Origin of the sequence: Janthinobacterium sp. Mn2066, assembly GCF_049319705.1 — a bacterium.
In the GTDB taxonomy this organism is placed as follows: Bacteria; Pseudomonadota; Gammaproteobacteria; order Burkholderiales; family Burkholderiaceae_D; genus Janthinobacterium.
In genome coordinates this window covers 291959-310716 of record NZ_JBMOUF010000005.1, presented here as the reverse complement: position 1 = coordinate 310716, position 18758 = coordinate 291959, and the positions used below count along the sequence as shown (strand labels likewise).

The following is an 18758-nucleotide window of genomic DNA, read 5'->3' as shown; positions in this document are numbered from 1 at the left end:
CATGGCAAAACTGATTCGCAGATTCAATACCGAACTGAGTACCGTACTGAGCAGTGTACTGAGCCTCCCCAGCAGCCTCTTGCGCGGCATCAAGGCTCAGCCCCCCGTCTTCCACCACAGCCCAGGCTCCATGCGCGATATCCTCGTCACCCTCGTGATCCTCGGCTCCCTGCCCTTCATCCTGAAGTCGCCGGCGATAGGCGGCCTGATGTGGGTCTGGGTCAGCGTCATGAATCCGCATACCCAGGCCTGGGGCTTTGCCACCCATTTGCCGTTCGCCTTCATCATCGCCATCGTCACCATGTTCAGCCTGCTGATTTCACGCACGCCCAAGAGCCTGCCCCTGACTGCCGTCAGCGTGCTGCTGCTGATGTTTGTTGCCTGGATGAATATCACGGCGCCGTTTGCGCTGTTGCCCGAATCGTCCTGGGTGCAATGGAACAAGGTCATGAAGATCATGCTGATGAGCTTTGTGGTGATGATGGTGATACGCACGCGGCAAGACATCCTGCGCCTGGTGTGGGTGCTGGTCGGCTCGCTCGGCTATTACGGCGTGAAAGGCGGCATCTTCACCATCCGCAGCGGCGGCACGGAGCGGGTCTGGGGGCCGGAGGAAACCTTTATCGGCGACAACAATGCGCTGGCCCTGGCCCTGATCATCACCATTCCGCTGATGTTTTACCTGCAGCAAAACACCGATAAGCGCTGGCTGCGCCACGGCATGAGCGCCGCCATGCTGCTGTCCACACTGGCCGCGCTGGGCTCGTATTCGCGCGGTGCGCTGCTGGCAATCGCCGCCATGTGCCTGTTCATGTGGATCAAGAGCGGGCGCAAGGTGGCGCTGGGCGCCTTGCTGTGCCTGGTTGCGCCGCTGTTGCTGGCCTTCATGCCCGAGCGCTGGTCCGAACGCATGGAGTCGATTAACACTTACCAGGAAGACAGTTCCGCCCAGGGCCGCTTGAACGCCTGGGAGATGGCCTGGAACCTGGCGCGCGACCGTTTCCTGGGCGGCGGCTTCGACGTGTCCGACCCATCCATCTTTGCCCGCTATGCGCCGAACCCCATGGATGTGCATGCGGCGCACAGCATTTATTTCCAGGTGCTGGGCGAACACGGCTTTGTCGGCCTGGCGATTTACCTGGCCTTGGGCATCGCCACCTGGCGCGCCGCCAGCCGCATCATCACGCTGACGCGCCATGCGGCCGAGCTGCGCTGGGCGCTGGGCCTGGCGACCATGATACAGGCCAGCATGATCGGCTTTGCCGTGGGCGGCGCCTTCCTCAGCCTGCTATATTTCGACATGCCCTATTATCTGATGGCCGTGCTGATCGCCACGCGCATGGTGGTCGAACGGCAATTGCTGACCGGACAAGTCCAGTCATGAACACAGCCAGCCTGTCGATCCTGATCTACCACCGCGTGCTGGCCCGGCCCGATCCGCTGTTTCCCGGCGAAGTGCATGCGCGCCAGTTCGAGCAGCAATTAAAATTGCTGAAAACTGTCTTTAGACCCCTGCCTTTGCCACTCGCTTTGCAGCGCCTGCAAGACGGCACGCTGCCAGCGCGCGCGGCCTGCATCACCTTCGACGATGGTTATGCCGACAATGCGCAGATCGCCTTGCCCTTACTGCAACAACATGGCTTGCACGCTACTTTTTTTATCGCCAGCGGCTATCTGGGCGGGGGAACCATGTGGAACGACAAGGTGATCGAGACCGTGCGCCATGCTCCCGGCCCCAGCCTGGACTTGCGGCCATGGGGCCTGGGCTGCTTGCCCGTCAGAAACCTGGCCCAGCGCCAGGCCGCCATCGTCCACTTGCTGGGCCAGCTGAAATACCTGCCGTTCGCACAGCGCGACAGTGTATCAGGACAGATCGGCAGGTCGGCTCATCAAACCGGGCTGATGCTGAACGTGTCCCAGTTGCGCCAGTTGCAGCAGGCCGGCATGCAGATCGGCGCGCACACCGTGCACCACCCCATCCTGTCGGTCCTGCCCGATCACGCTGCGCAGCGGGAAATCGCCGCTGGCAAGGCTCAGCTGGAGCAATGGCTGCAAACCCCGGTGACCTTGTTTGCGTATCCGAACGGCAAGCGGGGCCGCGATTACGGTCCGCGCCACGTCGAGATGGTGAAATCGCTGGGCTTTACGGCAGCCGTGGCGACGGACTGGGGCGCCAGCCGGCCAGGTCCGTCGCTGGACCTGTTCCAGCTGCCCCGCTTTACGCCGTGGGATCGAGGGCGATTGATGTTTCTGTGGCGATTGCAGCGGAACTTGCGGCCACAGGATGCAAGCTGAGCCATTGTTCCAGCATCATCAGGATCCACACCATGGTGCCGTGATAAGCCGGGTGTTCCTGCAGCAATCGCCCCTGCAGGTCGTCGAGAAAGGCGGGCCGCACGATGCCGCGCCGGCGCAGCTGGCCCAGGTTATCGAAGGCAAAGTCGCGCAAGCCCGCATGGCTGTGCAGCCACAGGCCGAACGGCAAGCCAAAACCGTGCTTTTTCTTGTGCAAGATGGCCGGTGGCAAGGTGCCGGCCAGGGCCCGCTTGAAAAACGGCCGCAGCTGCATGCCGTCGAGCTTGTCGCCAGGCGCCAGGCCGGCCGCAAAAGCCACCATCTCGTCGTGCAGGAAGGGAAAAGCCACTTCCAGACCAGCCAGCTCGCACGCCTTGCGCACCTTCGGCAAGTCATTGTCGGCCAGGGTAAAGCGCATGTCCAGCGCCAGCAGTTGATTGATCTGGCTCAGCTTCAGGTCTTGCCGCTGCCAGTACGCGCCATTCAGGCAACCGGGCGCCACGCCGGGATCGATGGTGTCGATAAAATCGTCTTCCAGCACCGTGCGGTGGCCATACCGCTGCAACAGGTTGTAGCTTTCCAGGCGGGCCGGCAAAGGCAGGCTGGCCTGCTCGATATACCGGCGCAGCTTGTTGGCCAGCTGCCACGGCCGCTTGTTGTGTGGGCGAAACAGCAGCGGTTCGATGATGGCCTGGCGCAGCATGGCCGGCACGCTGTCATAGCGCGACAGCAAGGCCTGGCGCGCATAACGCTCATTTCCGCCAAACAATTCATCGCCGCCATCGCCGCCCAGCAAGCGCGTCACGCCATCTTCACGCGCCATCTGCGCGCAATAAAAGGCGGGAATCGCCGATGCGTTGCCGAACGGCTGGTCAAACACGGCGGCGATGTGCGGGATCGCGGCCAGCACGTCGTCGGCCGTCACATAGCGTTCATGGTGGATACTGCCCGTGTGGCGGGCGGCCAGCCGCGCATAGGCCATTTCATCATAGCCGGGCACATCGAAACCGATGGAATAGGTGCGCGCCGGCTGGCCCGTGACCTTGCCGATGAGGGCGGCAATGCTGGAACTGTCGGTGCCGCCGCTGAGAAATGCGCCCGTGGTGTCCACCTCGCTGCCCAGGCTGCGCTGTACCGATAGCCGCAAGATGCGCAGGAACTCCTGTTCCTGCGCCGCACCGCTGGTCCGGGGCGCCTCCCTGAACGACAAATCCCAGTACTGGCCCTTGCACAGCTTGCCCTGCTGCACATGCAGATATTCGCCTGGCAATAATCGCTGCTGGCCCAGGTAAGCGGTGGCCGGGCCAGGCACCATATGAAAGTACAGGTAGTTATACAGGGCTTGCGGATCGAGCGTCCCGCGCACGGCGGGATGGGCCAGCATGGCGTCGTGCGACGAAGCAAAGAACAAGCCCTGGGCATGCTGCAGATAAGTGAGCGGATGCTGGCCCGCCCGGTCCACGGCCAGCAAAGCCGTGCCTGAAAACTCATCGAGGATGGCCAGCGCAAACGGACCGGACAGGCAAACGCAGGCAGCCACGCCCCGGCTCAGCCACAGGGGCGCCAGCCGGCGCGCCACTTCCAGGCTGGAACCGTCCAGCTCGGGCCGGCCCCAGATGGCCACCAGCAAGCCCTCTTTCTGATACACATGGCTGGCGCCCACACAGGCGGCCACGGCCACGGCACTGCCGTCGCCGCTGCGCAGCTGCACCGGCACGCGGTCAAAGCGCACCAGCGCTTCGGCCATCGTGGCCACCAGCCGTTCATTATCGGGCGCCGTATTGTCCTGCGCCGCCAGCCAGCCGCAGATGCCGCTCATACCAGCACCTCGGCCGGCAAGGGATGGCTGAGGAAGGCCGTGGGACTGGCCGTCAAGCCATACGCGCCCGACTGGAACACCACCACCAGGTCGCCCGTATCGGCGCGTGCCATTTCCATCTGGTCGGCCAGCAAGTCGAGCGGCGTGCACAGGGGGCCGACCACCGAAGCCAGTTCGCGTTCGCCCGCGTGCAGGCGGTTGCCGATGGCGACCGGATAATTCTTGCGGATCAGCTGGCCAAAGTTGCCGGATGCGGCCAGGTGGTGATGCAGGCCGCCATCGGTGACAAGAAACACTTGCCCATGCGACAGCTTGCGCTCGATCACCTTGCACACATAAATGCCCGCTTCGGCCACCAGGTAACGGCCCAGCTCGAGATTCAGACGCGTCTCGGGCGATACCGCCTGCAAGCGGTCCAGCTGGCATTGCAAGCCGTCGGCCAGCGGCGCCAGGTCCAGCGCCTGGTCGCCAGGAAAATACGGCACGCCGAAGCCGCCGCCGATATTGAGCACGCGCAAGGGGCCGGGCGCCTGCTCTGCCAGGCGCAAAGCCAGTTCCACGCTGTGTGCCTGGGTTTCCGCCAGGGCCGTGGCGCACAGGTTTTGCGACCCCGTATAAATATGAAAACCTTCGAAAACCAGGCCGATGCTGGCGATGCGCGCCAGCAAGGCCGGCACCCGTTCCACATCGATGCCGAACGGCTGCGCGCCGCCGCCCATGCGCATGCCGGCCCGGCGCAGCGAAAAATCGGGATTCACGCGCACGGCCACCCTGCCCGCCAGGCCCTGCCGCTCGCTGGCCTGCGCCACTTTTTCCAGCTGGACCAGCGATTCCACATTGATCAGCACGCCGGCAGCCACCGCGCAAGCCAGCTCGCCATCGCCCTTGCCCGGTCCCGCAAAACTGATGCGCTGCGCCGGCATGGCAGTGTCCAGCGCGATGGCCAGTTCGCCGCCCGAAGCCACATCGATGCCATCGACCAGCCCCGCCAGCAATTGCACCACGGCCGGCATGGGATTGGCCTTCATCGCATAATGCAGGTGCACGCCGTCTGGCAGCGCAGCCCGCAAAGCGGCCACGCGGCGCGCGATATGCTGGCGTTCATAGGCATAAAACGGCGTGCGGCCCACCCGTCGGGCCAGGCGCTCCAGGGGGATGCCGCCCAGCTGCAGCATATCGCCGGCCACGGCAAACTGCGTTTGCGGCGCATGCGCGATCATGGATGGTCTCCATGGGCGGCCGCCAGTTCCGCCGCCAGCAGCGGCCGGTCGATCTTGCCGTTGGGATTGCGCGGCAGGCAGTCGCCACGGATCACGATATACACGGGCACCATGTAGGCGGGCAAGCGTGCGCGGCAGGCGGCCAGCAGCGCGTCGCGGTTCAGCTCCATGCCGGGCGCGGCCGTCACCAGCAAGGCGATCGCCGCGCCCAGCACCGGATGCGGCACGCCCAGCGCCGCCGCTTCGCCCACCAGGCCGCTGGCATACACCACTTCTTCGATCTCGGCCGGGCTGACCCGGTAGCCCGAAGTCTTGATCATGTCGTCGCTGCGGCCGACAAAATACAGATAGCCCTCCGCATCGCGGCGCACCGTATCGCCCGACCAGACGGCCAGTTCCGGCACCACCAGCCCTGTCGCCTGCGGCGGCAAGGGCTTGAAGCGCTCAGCCGTGCGCAGCGCATCGTTCCAGTAACCGAGCGCCACCAGCGCGCCCCGGTGCACCAGTTCACCGGGCTCGTCCGCCTCGCAGACGCTGCCGTCCGGGCGCAGCACCAGCACTTCCGCATTCGGGATGGCACGGCCGATGGAATCGGGCCGCCGCTCCAGCTGTTCCGGCGCCAGGTAGGTGGAGCGGAACGCTTCCGTCAAGCCATACATCAGGAAAATTTGCGTGCGCGGCAACGATAAGCGCAGGCGCTCGACGGTAGAGCGCTGCATCGCGCCGCCTGAATTGGTGATATAGCGCAGCGGCGATGACAAGGGCCAGCTCAGCTGCGACAACTGTATCCACAGCGGCGGCACGGCGGCCAGGCCCGTGATCGCTTCCTGCTCCACCGTTTCGATAATGTCGCGCAGCAGCAGGTAATTCATCAGCACGGCGCAGGCGCCGCTGGCAAAGGCCGTCGTCAGCTGGCTCAGGCCATAATCAAAACTGAGCGGCAAGACGCACAGGATGCGGTCTTCGGGCGTGTTGTGCAGATAGCTGGCAACGCTGAGCGCGCCGGCCACCATATTGCGGTGCGACAAGACCACGCCTTTGGGCCGGCCCGTGCTGCCCGAGGTGTACAAAATGGCCGCCATGTCCGTATCGATCACGGCGTGCGGCGCCATCGGGATATCGGCGCCGGCCGCCAGCAGCGCGGGCCAGGCCATCAGCGGCAGCGCACTGGCGGCTGGCTCATCCAGCTGAAGACCCGTGACCACGATGGTGCGCAAGTCCGGACAGGCCGCCAGCGCCGGCGCCAGTTGCGCCAGCCGTTCGCGCGACGTAACGAGGATGCTGACGTTGCAATCGGCCAGGATATACGCCACCTGCTGCGGCTTGAGCAGCGGATTGACAGGCACGAACACGCCGCCGGCAAGCGCTGCGCCAAACATGGCCGCCACATTCTCAGGGCATTTTTCCAGGTAGATGGCGACTCTTTCCGCGCGCCGCAGCCCCAGGCTCAGCAAGGCCGAGGCGCAATCGCGCACGCAGCGGGCCAGCTCCCCGTAACTGAGCAGCCTGGACTGGGCAGGACAGGCTGCTGGATAGGACAAGGCCGGCGTGCCGGGTGCGCGCTGCGCCGTCTCGAAAATAAAATCGTGTAGTAGTGTCGCCATGGTGTTGTCCCTGTAACGGCGCGCAGGCAAGCTGGCCCATGCATCACGCTATGATTGGGAAGAATGACCAGGCGGACATTGATTTTTATCAACTAAAGCAGCAAGCGCGACAGCTTGAGACAACGCAACACTGCTCCGCCCCGCTGCGCTCTAATGAATAGCGTAGCCTTCCCAGGCGCCTCCAGCGTGACCGCCATGCCGCTCAACACCACACACCGCATCCGCAACAGCATCGCCGAACTGGGCTGGCGCGATGCCGTCTGGCACGCGCTGGCGCGCCTGCTGCAGCGGTTGCCAGGCGGGCACTGCGCCCTGCACCGCTACCAGTTCGTGGCGCAGGCCGTGGCGCCCGGCACCCTGTGCGGCGGGCGCGGCAAGGCTGTCGTGGTGACGCCGTGCATGGATATCGAGACGCTGCCGCCAGGCCCGCCACGTCCACCAGCCGCCTTGCAGGCGCGCTTCCGCCAGGGTGCGCGCTGCCTGCTGGCCAGTTCTTCGAACCTGCCGCTGGCCGGCTGGCTGTGGATGGTGCACGGCGCGTGCCAGGAAGACGAGGTGCGCGCCCGCTACCTGCTGCCATCGCCGCAAGCATCGTGGGATCTCGACGTCTGGGTGCACCCGGACCTGCGCGGCGGCCTGGTCTTCGCCCGCCTGTGGGAAGAAGCCAATGCGCTGCTGCATGGTCAAGGCGTGCGCTGGTCGTGCAGCCGCATCTCGCGTTTCAACCGGGCCTCGCTGGCTGCCCATGCACGCCTGGGCACGCTGGACCTGGGCACGGCCACCTTTTTGCGCTGCGGGCGCTGGCAATGGATGCTGGCCAGCCGCCCGCCTTATGTACACCTGTCGCGCCGGGCCGACAGCTTCCCCCGCTTCATTTTCGACACCAGCGGCTTGCCGCACATTCCCTCCCTGGAGCTGACATGCCGCATCCTGAAACAGACACCGTAGGCGTCGCCGTCCACCAGCTGCTGCGCCTGAGCCTGGGACTGGGCGCGCGGCCCCTGACGGCGCAAACGCCGCTGCTGGGCAGCCTGCCAGAACTCGATTCGATGGCCGTCATCAGCGTCATCGCCGCGCTGGAAGGCCAGTTCGGCTTCGAGGTGGCCGACGACGAGATCCATGCGCGCCACTTCGCCACCGTGGGCAGCCTGACAGACTTCGTGCGCGCCAGGCTGGCTTCCAGGCTGATGACATGATGCGTTCGATGCGTTCAAGCGCCAGCCTGCTGCCCTTCTTTCTGCCCGCCAGCGCTGGCCAGCGCTATTGCCTGCTGCACCTGCCGGCGCCCAGCCAGCCGCCGCGCGGCGGCATCGTGTATCTGCATCCGTTCGCGGAAGAACTCAATAAAAGCCGGCGCGTGGCGGCGCTGCAGGCGCGCGCCTTTGCCGATGCGGGCTACAGCGTGCTGCAGATCGACCTGCATGGCTGCGGCGACAGCAGCGGCGATTTTGCCGATGCGCGCTGGCCCACCTGGCGCAACGACGTGCACCTGGCCTGCGCCTGGCTGCAGCAAAGAGTCAGCGGACCACTGACCCTGTGGGGGCTGCGCCTGGGCGCGCTGCTGGCGCTCGACATCGCCCGCCATCCGCCCGTGCCGCTGGCCCGTTTGCTGCTGTGGCAGCCCGAACTGTCGGGCCGGCGCAGCATGGACCAGTTCCTGCGCCTGCGCCTGGCGGCGCGCATGCTGGCCGACAACGGCCAGCAAGAAGCGGCGGGCCACGCGCGCGCGCAGCTGGCGGCCGGCCACGCCATCGAAGTGGCTGGCTATACTTTGGCGCCCGAGCTGGTGCAGACCATCGACGAACTCGATGCCGCCAGGCTGGCGCCCACGATGCCCGTCTACTGGCTTGAGTACAGCGCCAGCGCAACAACCTTGCCGGCGCCCGCAGCACGCCTGGTCCAGCAGTGGCGCGAGGAAGGCACACAAGCAGGCGCACCGCTGCAACTCGCCGCCTACGGCGATGGCGCTTTCTGGTCCAGCGCGGAGATCATGGAATGCCCGCAGCTGCTGCAGGCCACGCGCCAGCTGTGCAGCGACTGGCTCACTGAAGCGGGGAGCGTGCCGCATGGCTGAAGACCATCAAGCGCTGCATGGCCACGAACTGGCGCTGCGTTTTCGCTGCGGCGAGGAAGAGCATCAGGCGCGCCTGCTTGGTATCCTCAGCCTGCCGCGCCGCCCCGCACCACGCGGCGTGCTGATCGTCACAGGCGGGCCGCAATACCGGGCCGGCAGCCACCGCCAGTTCACCTTGCTGGCACGGGTGCTGGCCGCCCAGGGGTTCCCCGTGCTGCGCTTCGATTACCGGGGCATGGGCGACTCGGAAGGCGAGCGGCGCGATTACACGGCCATCGCCGCCGACATCGACAGCGCGCTGATCCAGTTCTTCCATAGCGTGCCGGCACTGCGCGAGGTCGTGCTATGGGGGCTGTGCGACGGCGCCACGGCCGCCGCCTGCCATGCGCCACGCGATCCCCGTATCGCCGGGCTGGTGTTGCTCAACCCCTGGGTGCGCAGCCCGGCCGGCCTGGCGCGGACCACCCTGCGCCATTATTATCTGCGCCGCCTGGTCCAGCGCGATTTCTGGCGCAAGCTCGCTGCCGGACGCTTTCAACTGGCAAGCAGCCTGGCCAGCCTGCGCAGCACGGCGGCCGATGCCGCACTTGTCGAGGCCGAACTGCCGCAGGCGGACCTGTACCACGCGCTGCACCGGTTTCGCGGCAAGGTGTGCATCATCCTCAGCGGCGACGACCTGGGCGCCCGCGAATGGGATGAACTGATCAAGGCGTCCGGGGCCTGGCGCGCGCTGGCCGGCTCGCCGCAATGGCGGCAAGTGCGGATCGCCGGCGCCAACCATACCTTTGCCAGCGCCGCCTGGCGTGCCCAGGTCGAACAGGCATGCGGGGACTGGATGGCATCATGGTAAGGCGCGTGCTGATGATCGCCTATCACTACCCGCCGCTGCAGGGCGGCAGCGGCATCTTGCGCACCCAGGGCTTTGTCCGCCATTTGCCCAGGCATGGCTGGCAGCCGCTGCTGCTGTGTCCCAGCCCTGCCGCGTATGGACAAAAAGGAGAACTGGATCACGACAACTACACCATCGTGCACCGCAGCCTGGCGCTGGACGCGGGCCGCCACCTGGCGTTCAGGGGCCGTTATCCGCGCTGGCTGGCGCTGCCCGACCGCTGGAGTTCATGGTGGCTGAGCGCCGTGCCGGCCGGCCTGCGCATGATTAAACAATACCGGCCCGACGCGATCTGGTCCACCTACCCGATCGCCACCGCCCACTTGATCGCCCTCACCCTGCAAAAACTGAGCGGCCTGCCATGGATCGCCGACCAGCGCGACCCCATGCTGGACGACAGCGACAGCGCTGCGCCCTATCCGGCCGATCCGCGCCTGTACCGCCTGCACGGCTGGATCGAGCAGCGCATCGCGGCCCGCAGCAGCGCCGTCGTCTGCACGACGCCGGGTGCCGTGAGCATGCACCGCCGGCGCTTGCCGCAGCGGCATTGCGTGCTGATTGAAAATGGCCATGACGAAGAAGACTACCAGCCCGCCACAACGCATGAAGACAGCACTGGCGAACGTTTCGTGCTGCTGCACAGCGGCGTGATCTATCCGTCCGAACGCGATCCGCGGCCGCTGTTCGCGGCGCTGGCCATGCTGCATCAACAGGGTATGCTGGCACCGCGTAATTTCCAGCTGCTGCTGCGCGCCACCGGCCACGATGCGTGGCTGGCCACCCTGCTGGTCCAATACGGCATCACCGGCCTGGTCACCTTGGCACCCCTGCAAACCCACGCGGCGGCGCTGCAAGAAATGCAGGCGGCAGACGGTTTGCTGTTGCTGCAGGCAGCCAATTGCAATCAGCAGATTCCCGCCAAGCTGTATGAATACCTGCGCTGCCGCCGGCCCGTGCTGGCGTTGACCGATGCGGCCGGCGATAGCGCGGCCAGGCTGCGCGCCTGCGGCATCGGCACCATTGGCCAGCTGGACAGCGCCAGCGATTGCGCGCGCGCCCTGATGCATTTCATCGCGCTGGCGCGCCAGGGCCAGGCGCCGCTGGCCAGCCCTGAATCGATCGCACTGCAATCGCGCTCAGCCCGGGCCGGCGCCCTGGCGACGCTGCTGCATGAGGTTTGCCAACGGAGTCCGTCATGAAAATCAGCGCGCTGGTGTTATGGATGCCTTTGTGGATGCCTTGCTGCGCCATGGCCAGTACAACTTGTCCGCCCTACGTCAAGCACGATCCGGGCGGCGACTATACGAATGCCCAAGACCGTAGCGGCCTGACGGTGGTCGAGCAATTCCATTTTAATCAGGGCGTGGAAAAACTGGTGAAAGGCATGACGGGCAGCCTGGGCAACGATATCAGCTACACGCTGGAGCACTTCCCCAATCATCACCGGGCCCTGTCGGCCATGGCCAGGCTGGGCTTGCGCGACAAGAGCGTGCAACCGGTGGGGGCGCGCTACACGATCAACTGTTATTTCGAGCGGGCCATCGCCTACGTGCCCGCCGACGCGACGGCGCGCTCCGTGTTCGGCAGCTATCTGCTGGCGACGGGCCAGCAGGACGCCGCGCTGGAACAGTTGCGCGAGGCAGGCCGCCTGGCGCCCGAACAAGCCAGCACCCAGTACAACCTGGGGCTGATGTATATGAAGAAAAAAGATTACGCACAAGCGCTGGTGTACGCACACAAGGCTTATGCGCTGGGTTTTCCGCTGCCAGGGTTAAAAAACCAGCTGAAAAAAGCGGGCCAGTGGCAAGAGCCGTTGCAAACGCCGTTGCAAGCGCCGCCAGCGCAGCCCGCCACCGAAGCGGCGCCTGAAATCCCTGACGGGCAAGCAGATTAGCGGGCGACGGGCCTGACCTTCGATGCCGCCAGCACGGCACGTTCGCGCGCCGTATCGATATCATCGGCGGTGGCCAGCGCCACGCCCATGCGGCGGCGGGCGAACGATTCGGGCTTGCCGAACAGGCGCAAGTCGGCGCCCGGCACGCTCAAGGCCTCGGCCACGCCTTCGAAGGCGATGCCCTTCGCTTCCAGCTGGCCGTAGATCACGGCCGAGGCTGCCGGCGAGCGCAGCGCCACGTTGACGGGCAAGCCCAGGATCGCCTTGGCGTGCAATTCAAATTCGCTTTGCAGCTGGCTGGCCATGGTGACCATGCCCGTGTCGTGCGGACGGGGGCTCACTTCCGAGAACCACACCATGTCGCCCTTGACGAACAGCTCCACGCCGAACAGGCCCAGGCCGCCCAGGTTGTCCGTCACCTTGCGCGCGATCTCGCGCGAACGCTCCAGCGCCAGCGGCGCCATGCGTGCCGGCTGCCACGATTCCACGTAATCGCCGTGCACCTGGCGATGGCCGATCGGCTCGCAAAACTGCGTCTCGACCTGTCCCGATGCGCCGACGGCGCGCACCGTCAGCAAGGTGATTTCATAGTCGAAATCGATGAAACCCTCGACGATCACGCGGCCCGAATCGACACGCCCGCCGCTGGCCGCATAATTCCACGCCGTTTCCACGTCGTGCGCGCCATCGAGCCTGGACTGCCCCTTGCCCGAGGACGACATGACGGGTTTCACCACGCAGGGGAAGCCGATTTCCTGGCAGGCGAGCTGCAATTCCTGCAAGCTGCTGGCGAAGCGGTAGGGCGAGGTCGCTACTCCCAGCTCTTCGGCGGCCAGGCAGCGTATGCCTTCGCGGTTCATCGTCAGCACGGCGGCGCGCGCATTCGGGATGCAGGTGATCTGGCCCGCCGCTTCCAGCGCGGCCAGGGTGTCGGTGGCGATGGCTTCGATTTCCGGCACGATCAGGTCCGGCTTTTCCAGATCGATCAGGGCAGCTAACGCCACGCCGTCGCTCATGTCGATCACGTGCGAACGGTGCGCCACCGGATGGCCGGGGGCGTTCGGATAACGGTCGACGGCAATCACTTCCACGCCCAGGCGCTGCAAGGAGATGATCACTTCCTTGCCCAGTTCACCGGAACCGAGCAGCATGACTTTGATGGCGGTGGACGACAGGGGAGTACCGAAGGTGCGGGGAGTCTGGATGGCGTTGGTCATGGAAAGGAGCATGGTGAACGAGGGATGGCCCGGACTATAACAAATGCAGGCCGCTTTGGGCAGGGTGCGGCCGCTATCGTGCAAGCCGCGCAATGTGCAGCTGACTGTGCGGGCCCGCTTTTACCCGGCAGATTTAGCCCGCATACGCGCGCTTGAGCGCCTCGATATCCAGCTTCTTCATGCCCAGCATGGCTCTCATCACGCGCTGGGCCTTGACGGGATCGGGGTCGCTCAGCAATTTCGGCAGGATCACGGGCACGATTTGCCACGAAACGCCGAACTGGTCCTTGAGCCAGCCGCATTGCTGCGCCTGTTTCGGCCCGCTCTCGGATAATTGTTCCCAGTAATGGTCGACCTCATCCTGGGTTTCGCAATTGACCTGGAACGAAATCGCTTCCGTAAACTGGAACAGCGGGCCGCCATTCAAGCCTGTAAACGTCTGGCCGTCCAGTTCAAAGGCGACGGTCAAGACGCTGCCCGGCTGCTGGCCGTGGATTTCCTGGCCCTCCTCGCTGTAATAACTGAGCTGGCCAATCCTGGAATTGGGAAAGATGCCCGTATAAAAGCGCGCCGCCGCCTCGGCGTGGCCATCGAACCATAAACAGGGCGTGATTTTCTGGATGCGTTGCATGATGCCTCCTTTCGTCGGGTAAAACGTGGAAGTGCATCCAATATAGGCATTTCGCGCGCCGCATGGCGCACTAATCAAGACACCCTCACGGCACCCCGAAAGCGCGGCCGTTGAAGTGTTCCACCAGGAAATCAATGAACACGCGCAGCCGTGGCGGCATATGGCGGCTGGCCGGCCATAGCAGCCAGAAACTCGCTTGCTGTGGCGTGCAATCGTCCAGTACGGTCTCCAACTGGCCCGCCGCCAGCTCGCGCTGCACCGTAAACGCGGGCAGATAGGCGATACCCTGCCCCTGCACGGCCAGGAACACGCGCATTTCCACGCTGTTGCAGACCATGCCCGGCGCCAAAGGCAAGTCCTCGTCCGCCATCGGCCAGGTTTCCAGCCGCCCGGTGGCGGGAAAACGGTATTGCAGGCGCGTATGCTGCACCAGCTCCGAAGGACTGGCTGGCCGCCCGTGTTGCGCCAAATAGCCGGGCGAAGCCACCAGCAGGCGGCGGAAGGTGCACAGGCGCCGCCGCGTCAGGCCGGAATCATCGAGTTCCCCGCTGCGCAAGACGGCGTCATAACCATCACCCACCACATTGACCAGTTCGTCAGAGAAATCGAGATCGAGTTCGATGGCGGGATAGGCTTGCATGAAGGCAAGAATAACTGGCTCGAACAGCCCGCTGTAACGTGGCAGGCTGATGCGCAGGCGTCCGCTGGGTGCGCGGTTCGACTCGCTCAGTTCCTGCTCGGCCGCTTCCACCTCGGCCAGGATGCGCTTGCAGCGGTCGAGGAACTTGGCGCCTTCCGCCGTCAGCGCCAGGTGGCGCGTGCTGCGCTGGAACAGGCGCACGCCCAGCCGCGCCTCCATGCGGGCGATACTTTTGCCCACTGCCGACGATGACAAGCCCAGCTGGCGGCCGGTGGCCGAAAAACTGCCGCTGTCGGCCACCTGCACAAACATGGCCATGCCATGCAAACCTTCCATGTTGCTCCCGTTTTGACAACTTAATTCAAGACAAATATGTCCGATATGTTGATCAGTTTAGCCTATTTTTCTTTAATCACAGTACGGCCATACTCTGCGCTCTTTCTTTACGTATGAGTTCGCCATGGCTGTTCCCTGTTCATTCCGATTATTGCTGCAAGTACTGGCAGCCTGCCTGACGGGCCTGCTGATCCCCCTGTGCTTTACGGGCCCGGCCGTGGTGCTGCCCGCCCTCAGCGCCGGGCCGGGGGCCAGCGCCTCCACCCTGAACTGGGTCATCAATGCCTATATCCTCAGCTATGGCAGCGCCATGATGGTGGCCGGCAGCCTGACCGACTTGCTGGGCAGGCGCCGCGTATGGCTGGCGGGCCTGCTGGTGTTTTGCGGAGCCACGGTCGCCATCGCCGCCGCCCCCTCCGTGTTGCTCATCTCCGTGCTGCGCTTCGTGCAGGGACTCGGTGGCGCCGCGGCTTTCGCCGCCGCCATGTCGTCGCTGGCGCCCCTGTTCCACGGCGCGGCCCGCAACCGCATCATGAGCCTGCTGGGCGCCACCTTCGGCCTGGGCCTGGCTTTCGGCCCGCTGGCGGCGGGCGCCATGCTGGCATGGGCCGATTGGCCAGCCGTCTTTTACGCCACCGCCGTATTGGGCCTGCTGGGCTTGCTGCTGGTGGCCGTCAGCGTGCCAAACGACCAGCCCCAGGCTGGCGGCCGCCTGGACTGGCCCGGCGCCATCAGTTTCAGCGCGGCGCTGGGGCTGCTGACTTTTGCCATGCTGGAAGCGCCCGAACATGGCTGGTCCAGCGCCAGCGTCTGGCTGCCGCTGGCCGCAGCGCTGCTGCTGTCTGGCCTGTTCGTCAGGATCGAGCGCAAGACGGCCCAGCCGATGCTGGACTTGTCGCTGTTCCGTCAACCCCACTTCGTGGGCGTGCAAGTGCTGGCCGCCTCGCCCGCCTTTTTGTTCATCGTGCTGATTATCATGCTGCCGGGCCGCTTTATCGGCGTCGATGGCGATACACCTTTGGCAGCGGGCCGTCTGATGATCGCCCTGGCCGCGCCGCTATTGTGCGTGCCGATGCTGGCCGCCTGGCTATTGCGCTGGTGCAGCGCGGCGACCCTGTGCGCAGCGGGTTTGCTGCTGACAGCTGCCGGCCTGGCCTGGCTGGCCGTGGTGATGGCGCACGGCAGTGATCCAGCGTTAATCTTGCCGCTGCTGCTGATCGGTGTGGGCATCGGCTTGCCCTGGGGCTTGATGGATGGCATGGCGCTCAGCGTGGTGGAGGCAGAGCGGGTCGGCATGGCGACGGGCATCTTCAATACCGTGCGCGTCAGCGCCGATGGCATGGCGCTGGCCGTGGCTGGCGCCACGCTGGCGGGCCTGATCGCCCTGCGCCTGGGCCAGCTGCTGCCGCCCGATCTGCCCCTGCTGGCAGCGGCCAGCCGCGCCGCGCTGGGCGATTTACAGCAGGCCGCCGCATTATTACCGGGCCAACAGCAAGTGCTGCGGGCAGCGTATGACGGCGCCTTCCGCGCCATGCTGGGGTGCCTGTCGGGCCTGGCGGTGGTGCTGGCGGCACTGGTGCTGTATTTATTGAAAAAAGGGAAAACTTAGGCGTCCAGGCCAAACGAGATGGCGATCAGGATGGCCGTGTTGTTGCAGGCGCGCGAAAAGGCCGTGGTGGTGTAGGCGGCGGCCACGCCCTGCTCGCGGTAGCGCAGGTAGACAAAGCTGAACATGGCGCCGGAACCGAGGGCGACGATGGCGTGCAGCAAGCCGCCGCTCAGGTAATGGACGATGCCCCAGATAATGGCGCCGATAAAAATGCTCCATTGCCGGTTCACGCGCATGCGCTTGAGGATTTCCAGCGGCAGCAGCTGGCCGAGGAAGGTTTCCAGGATCGGCGAATAAATGATGACCCAGAACACCAGCAGCGGCAGCGACATTTCGCGCTTGAACTTGGCCAGCCCCGTATGCGCGCCCCAGTATTCGGGCGGCAGCAGCCACTTGGTCAGTGTCAGAATGACAAAACACAGCAGACAAGTCAGCACACCCCAGCCGAGTCCGGCCAGGGCCAGTTTCAATACGGGCGGCGACGGCTTGTGCACCAGCTCGATACCTTCCGGATTGACAACGTCATCGCTGCTGCGCGCTTGCATGGTATTTCCTGGCAATGATCCAGCTTTCATTGTAGCGCGGAATAGCAAACCTGCGCGCACCTGGCGGCGCGATGACCGTCAGCGGGTGGCCAGGCGCAGCGCACGCTGCGGGCTTTGTTCCTGCCGGGCACGCGGCACACTTGCCGGCGTGTGCGCCAGCTTGAAGATGCCCACTTCCTGCTCCAGCTGGGCCGCCTGCTGCTGCAATTCCTGGGCGGCCGCGGCCGCCTGTTCCACCAGCGCCGCATTTTGCTGCGTGACCCGGTCCATGTCGACGATGGCGCGGTTGACCTGTTCGATGCCGGCGCCCTGTTCCTGCGTGGCGTGGCTGATCTCGGCCATGATGCCCGTCACCCGGGCGATGCCGGCCACCACCTCGTGCATGGTGGCGCCCGCCTGTTCGACCAGCACCGTGCCCGTGCCCACCTTGCTGACGGAATCGTCGATCAGCAGCTTGATTTCACGGGCGGCGGCGGCCGAACGCTGCGCCAGGCTGCGCACTTCGGTGGCGACCACGGCGAAACCGCGCCCCTGTTCACCGGCGCGGGCCGCTTCCACGGCTGCGTTCAAGGCCAGGATATTGGTTTGGAAGGCAATGCTGTCGATCACGCCGATGATATCGACGATCTTGTTCGACGAAGCATGGATCAGGCCCATCGTCTGCACCACTTCGGCCACCGCCTTGCCGCCCTGCTCCGAGACCCTGGATGCTTCGCGCGCCAGCAAGTTCGCCTGCTGGGCGTTATCGGCGTTCTGGCGCACGGCCGTAATCAATTGTTCCATCGACGAGGCCACCTCTTCGAGCGAGCCGGCCTGCTGCTCGGTGCGCTGCGACAGATCGCGGTTGCCCGAGGCGATTTCGGTCGATGCCGTGGCGATGCTTTCCGTTCCCTGGCGCACCTTGCCGACGATGGCCGCCAGCTTGTCGCGCATGGTCTTGATGGCAAACAGCAGGCTGCTGTCATCGCCGCTGCGCGTTGCCACTTCAATATCGAGTTCGCCATGGGCGATGCGTTCCGCGATGGCGGCTGCGTCAGCAGGTTCGCCACCGAGCTGGCGCCACAAGCCGCGCGTAATCACCGTCGCAATCACGATGCACACCAGCACACTGGCCACCGCCAGCAGCGCGATCCAGCGCAGTGAATGGCTGTAGATGGCGCGCGCGGTCTCGCTGGCCAGGTTCGATTCGCCCTGCACCGATTTGAGCATGGTATCGATATCGCTGACGATCTGGCGCCGCAAGGGGCTGCATTCATTGACCAGGAAACTGCCGTATTGCTCCATCTGCCCCGTTTCGCGGAACTTGCGCGGGCGCTGCAATTCCTTCGCCATCGCCTTCAGGCCCGTGCTGACCTTGTTAAATTGCGGATCGCCCTCAAACCTGGGCGCCAGCTGGGCCAGCGCATTCAGGTAGCGCTCCCGTTGCCGGTCGAGGATATCGAGTTCCCGGTCGGCCGCCTCGCGCTCATGGAAAATATAGGCGTTGCGGGCCGCCAGGCCCGTCTGGTCGAGTGCTTCGCGCGCCACATACAGCGGTTCGAGTTTTTCCTGCCGTACCTGTTCCTGGGCGCTGACGGCATCCGCGATGGCGCCGATGCGCAGCAGCGCAAACGCCGCCAGTAGCAGCATCAGCACGATCAGTGCGCCAAAGCCAGCGGAAAGGCGAGCGCCTATCGTCAGACTATTGAATGTCTTCATTGAGTTTCCTATGTCCAACTTATCAATCATTGAAATATGTCCCGCAGCTCCATGCATGAGGAGTGTGCTGGTAGCGCGTATCCGTCGCTGTGCGATGCCGTATATCAGGAAAGATCAGGCATCACTGTCTGGCTGGCATTTTTTAGGCAGTCAGATATTGTAACTTTCGGTGGCAGTGCTTTTTTGGCATTGTTATCAATGCGGCGTCACGCCTATGCGCGTGAGCGGCCGGAATTATATCCCAGCAGCAATATCCCATGTTCTCCTGAATCCATATTTTATGTCTT

General features: G+C 64.8%; 17 protein-coding genes. 9 read left to right on the top strand and 8 right to left on the bottom strand.

Features of this window, described 5'->3' with window-relative positions:
• The first annotated feature begins 1 nt into the window (after nucleotide 1).
• The gene (locus ACL9RI_RS11895; RefSeq protein WP_422726777.1) at nucleotides 2–1384 is read left to right on the top strand and encodes a putative O-glycosylation ligase, exosortase A system-associated; all 1383 of its coding nucleotides are present in this window, start codon (nucleotides 2–4) and stop codon (nucleotides 1382–1384) included.
• Entirely contained in the window at nucleotides 1381–2295 is a 915-nt protein-coding gene (locus ACL9RI_RS11890) for a polysaccharide deacetylase family protein (RefSeq protein WP_422726776.1), read from the top strand. Before ACL9RI_RS11895 ends, ACL9RI_RS11890 begins: the two co-directional genes overlap by 4 nt.
• Here the strand turns inward: ACL9RI_RS11890 and ACL9RI_RS11885 are convergent.
• Genes ACL9RI_RS11885 through ACL9RI_RS11875 form a run of 3 tightly spaced genes read right to left on the bottom strand, consistent with a single transcriptional unit; the run spans nucleotide 2219 to nucleotide 6938 of the window.
• Nucleotides 2219–4114 carry an asparagine synthetase B family protein gene (locus ACL9RI_RS11885; protein WP_422726775.1) on the bottom strand — a complete coding sequence of 632 codons (1896 nt, stop codon included), beginning with the start codon at nucleotides 4112–4114 and terminating at the stop codon, nucleotides 2219–2221. The genes ACL9RI_RS11890 and ACL9RI_RS11885 overlap by 77 nt on opposite strands.
• Nucleotides 4111–5334: a pyridoxal-dependent decarboxylase, exosortase A system-associated gene (locus ACL9RI_RS11880; protein WP_422726774.1), complete on the bottom strand. Its 1224-nt coding sequence runs from the start codon at nucleotides 5332–5334 to the stop codon at nucleotides 4111–4113. The genes ACL9RI_RS11885 and ACL9RI_RS11880 overlap by 4 nt, the downstream gene beginning before the upstream one ends.
• On the bottom strand, nucleotides 5331–6938 hold the full coding sequence (locus ACL9RI_RS11875; protein ID WP_422726773.1) for an acyl-CoA ligase (AMP-forming), exosortase A system-associated: 1608 nt from the start codon (nucleotides 6936–6938) through the stop codon (nucleotides 5331–5333). Before ACL9RI_RS11875 ends, ACL9RI_RS11880 begins: the two co-directional genes overlap by 4 nt.
• A 153-nt stretch (nucleotides 6939–7091) precedes the next feature.
• On the opposite strand from ACL9RI_RS11875, the gene ACL9RI_RS11870 reads away from it, so the two are divergent.
• From ACL9RI_RS11870 to ACL9RI_RS11845, 6 genes are read left to right on the top strand one after another with little or no spacing between them, the layout of a single operon-like run.
• The gene (locus ACL9RI_RS11870; RefSeq protein WP_422726772.1) at nucleotides 7092–7886 is read left to right on the top strand and encodes a hypothetical protein; all 795 of its coding nucleotides are present in this window, start codon (nucleotides 7092–7094) and stop codon (nucleotides 7884–7886) included.
• Nucleotides 7859–8134, top strand: a complete 276-nt coding sequence (locus ACL9RI_RS11865; RefSeq protein ID WP_422726771.1) for an acyl carrier protein — start codon at nucleotides 7859–7861, stop codon at nucleotides 8132–8134. Before ACL9RI_RS11870 ends, ACL9RI_RS11865 begins: the two co-directional genes overlap by 28 nt.
• On the top strand, nucleotides 8131–9012 hold the full coding sequence (locus tag ACL9RI_RS11860) for a hydrolase 2, exosortase A system-associated (RefSeq protein ID WP_422726770.1): 882 nt from the start codon (nucleotides 8131–8133) through the stop codon (nucleotides 9010–9012). The genes ACL9RI_RS11865 and ACL9RI_RS11860 overlap by 4 nt, the downstream gene beginning before the upstream one ends.
• Entirely contained in the window at nucleotides 9005–9862 is an 858-nt protein-coding gene (locus ACL9RI_RS11855; protein WP_422726769.1) for a hydrolase 1, exosortase A system-associated, read from the top strand. Before ACL9RI_RS11860 ends, ACL9RI_RS11855 begins: the two co-directional genes overlap by 8 nt.
• Nucleotides 9835–11100 carry a glycosyltransferase gene (locus tag ACL9RI_RS11850; protein ID WP_422726768.1) on the top strand — a complete coding sequence of 422 codons (1266 nt, stop codon included), beginning with the start codon at nucleotides 9835–9837 and terminating at the stop codon, nucleotides 11098–11100. Before ACL9RI_RS11855 ends, ACL9RI_RS11850 begins: the two co-directional genes overlap by 28 nt.
• On the top strand, nucleotides 11097–11795 hold the full coding sequence (locus tag ACL9RI_RS11845) for an ABC transporter permease (RefSeq protein ID WP_422726767.1): 699 nt from the start codon (nucleotides 11097–11099) through the stop codon (nucleotides 11793–11795). Before ACL9RI_RS11850 ends, ACL9RI_RS11845 begins: the two co-directional genes overlap by 4 nt.
• On the opposite strand, the gene purT is transcribed toward ACL9RI_RS11845, so the two are convergent.
• The 3 genes from purT to ACL9RI_RS11830 form a co-directional block, all read right to left on the bottom strand.
• Nucleotides 11792–13012 carry a formate-dependent phosphoribosylglycinamide formyltransferase gene (purT, locus tag ACL9RI_RS11840; RefSeq protein WP_422726766.1) on the bottom strand — a complete coding sequence of 407 codons (1221 nt, stop codon included), beginning with the start codon at nucleotides 13010–13012 and terminating at the stop codon, nucleotides 11792–11794. The genes ACL9RI_RS11845 and purT overlap by 4 nt on opposite strands.
• A 133-nt stretch (nucleotides 13013–13145) precedes the next feature.
• Entirely contained in the window at nucleotides 13146–13646 is a 501-nt protein-coding gene (locus tag ACL9RI_RS11835; protein WP_422726902.1) for a VOC family protein, read from the bottom strand.
• Between the two features lie 82 nt (nucleotides 13647–13728).
• Nucleotides 13729–14619: a LysR substrate-binding domain-containing protein gene (locus ACL9RI_RS11830; protein ID WP_422726765.1), complete on the bottom strand. Its 891-nt coding sequence runs from the start codon at nucleotides 14617–14619 to the stop codon at nucleotides 13729–13731.
• 124 nt (nucleotides 14620–14743) lie between these two features.
• On the opposite strand from ACL9RI_RS11830, the gene ACL9RI_RS11825 reads away from it, so the two are divergent.
• A complete protein-coding gene (locus ACL9RI_RS11825; RefSeq protein WP_422726764.1) occupies nucleotides 14744–16228 on the top strand; it encodes an MFS transporter in 1485 nt (494 codons plus the stop codon).
• On the opposite strand, the gene ACL9RI_RS11820 is transcribed toward ACL9RI_RS11825, so the two are convergent.
• Both ACL9RI_RS11820 and ACL9RI_RS11815 read right to left on the bottom strand, forming a co-directional pair.
• Nucleotides 16225–16773 carry a type II CAAX prenyl endopeptidase Rce1 family protein gene (locus ACL9RI_RS11820; protein WP_422726763.1) on the bottom strand — a complete coding sequence of 183 codons (549 nt, stop codon included), beginning with the start codon at nucleotides 16771–16773 and terminating at the stop codon, nucleotides 16225–16227. The two genes, ACL9RI_RS11825 and ACL9RI_RS11820, sit on opposite strands and share 4 nt — an antisense overlap.
• 78 nt (nucleotides 16774–16851) lie before the next feature.
• Entirely contained in the window at nucleotides 16852–18471 is a 1620-nt protein-coding gene (locus ACL9RI_RS11815; RefSeq protein ID WP_422726762.1) for a methyl-accepting chemotaxis protein, read from the bottom strand.
• Nucleotides 18472–18758 lie beyond the last annotated feature (287 nt).

Excerpts from the sequence above, each read along its gene's own strand:
- ACL9RI_RS11895 (WP_422726777.1), top strand. The coding sequence starts at position 2 with ATGGCAAAACTGATTCGCAGATTCAATACCGAACTGAGTACCGTACTG.
- ACL9RI_RS11890 (WP_422726776.1), top strand. The coding sequence starts at position 1,381 with ATGAACACAGCCAGCCTGTCGATCCTGATCTACCACCGCGTGCTGGCC.
- ACL9RI_RS11885 (WP_422726775.1), bottom strand. The coding sequence starts at position 4,114 with ATGAGCGGCATCTGCGGCTGGCTGGCGGCGCAGGACAATACGGCGCCC.
- ACL9RI_RS11880 (WP_422726774.1), bottom strand. The coding sequence starts at position 5,334 with ATGATCGCGCATGCGCCGCAAACGCAGTTTGCCGTGGCCGGCGATATG.
- ACL9RI_RS11875 (WP_422726773.1), bottom strand. The coding sequence starts at position 6,938 with ATGGCGACACTACTACACGATTTTATTTTCGAGACGGCGCAGCGCGCA.
- ACL9RI_RS11870 (WP_422726772.1), top strand. The coding sequence starts at position 7,092 with ATGAATAGCGTAGCCTTCCCAGGCGCCTCCAGCGTGACCGCCATGCCG.
- ACL9RI_RS11865 (WP_422726771.1), top strand. The coding sequence starts at position 7,859 with ATGCCGCATCCTGAAACAGACACCGTAGGCGTCGCCGTCCACCAGCTG.
- ACL9RI_RS11860 (WP_422726770.1), top strand. The coding sequence starts at position 8,131 with ATGATGCGTTCGATGCGTTCAAGCGCCAGCCTGCTGCCCTTCTTTCTG.
- ACL9RI_RS11855 (WP_422726769.1), top strand. The coding sequence starts at position 9,005 with ATGGCTGAAGACCATCAAGCGCTGCATGGCCACGAACTGGCGCTGCGT.
- ACL9RI_RS11850 (WP_422726768.1), top strand. The coding sequence starts at position 9,835 with ATGCGGGGACTGGATGGCATCATGGTAAGGCGCGTGCTGATGATCGCC.
- ACL9RI_RS11845 (WP_422726767.1), top strand. The coding sequence starts at position 11,097 with ATGAAAATCAGCGCGCTGGTGTTATGGATGCCTTTGTGGATGCCTTGC.
- purT (WP_422726766.1), bottom strand. The coding sequence starts at position 13,012 with ATGACCAACGCCATCCAGACTCCCCGCACCTTCGGTACTCCCCTGTCG.
- ACL9RI_RS11830 (WP_422726765.1), bottom strand. The coding sequence starts at position 14,619 with ATGGAAGGTTTGCATGGCATGGCCATGTTTGTGCAGGTGGCCGACAGC.
- ACL9RI_RS11825 (WP_422726764.1), top strand. The coding sequence starts at position 14,744 with ATGGCTGTTCCCTGTTCATTCCGATTATTGCTGCAAGTACTGGCAGCC.
- ACL9RI_RS11820 (WP_422726763.1), bottom strand. The coding sequence starts at position 16,773 with ATGCAAGCGCGCAGCAGCGATGACGTTGTCAATCCGGAAGGTATCGAG.
- ACL9RI_RS11815 (WP_422726762.1), bottom strand. The coding sequence starts at position 18,471 with ATGAAGACATTCAATAGTCTGACGATAGGCGCTCGCCTTTCCGCTGGC.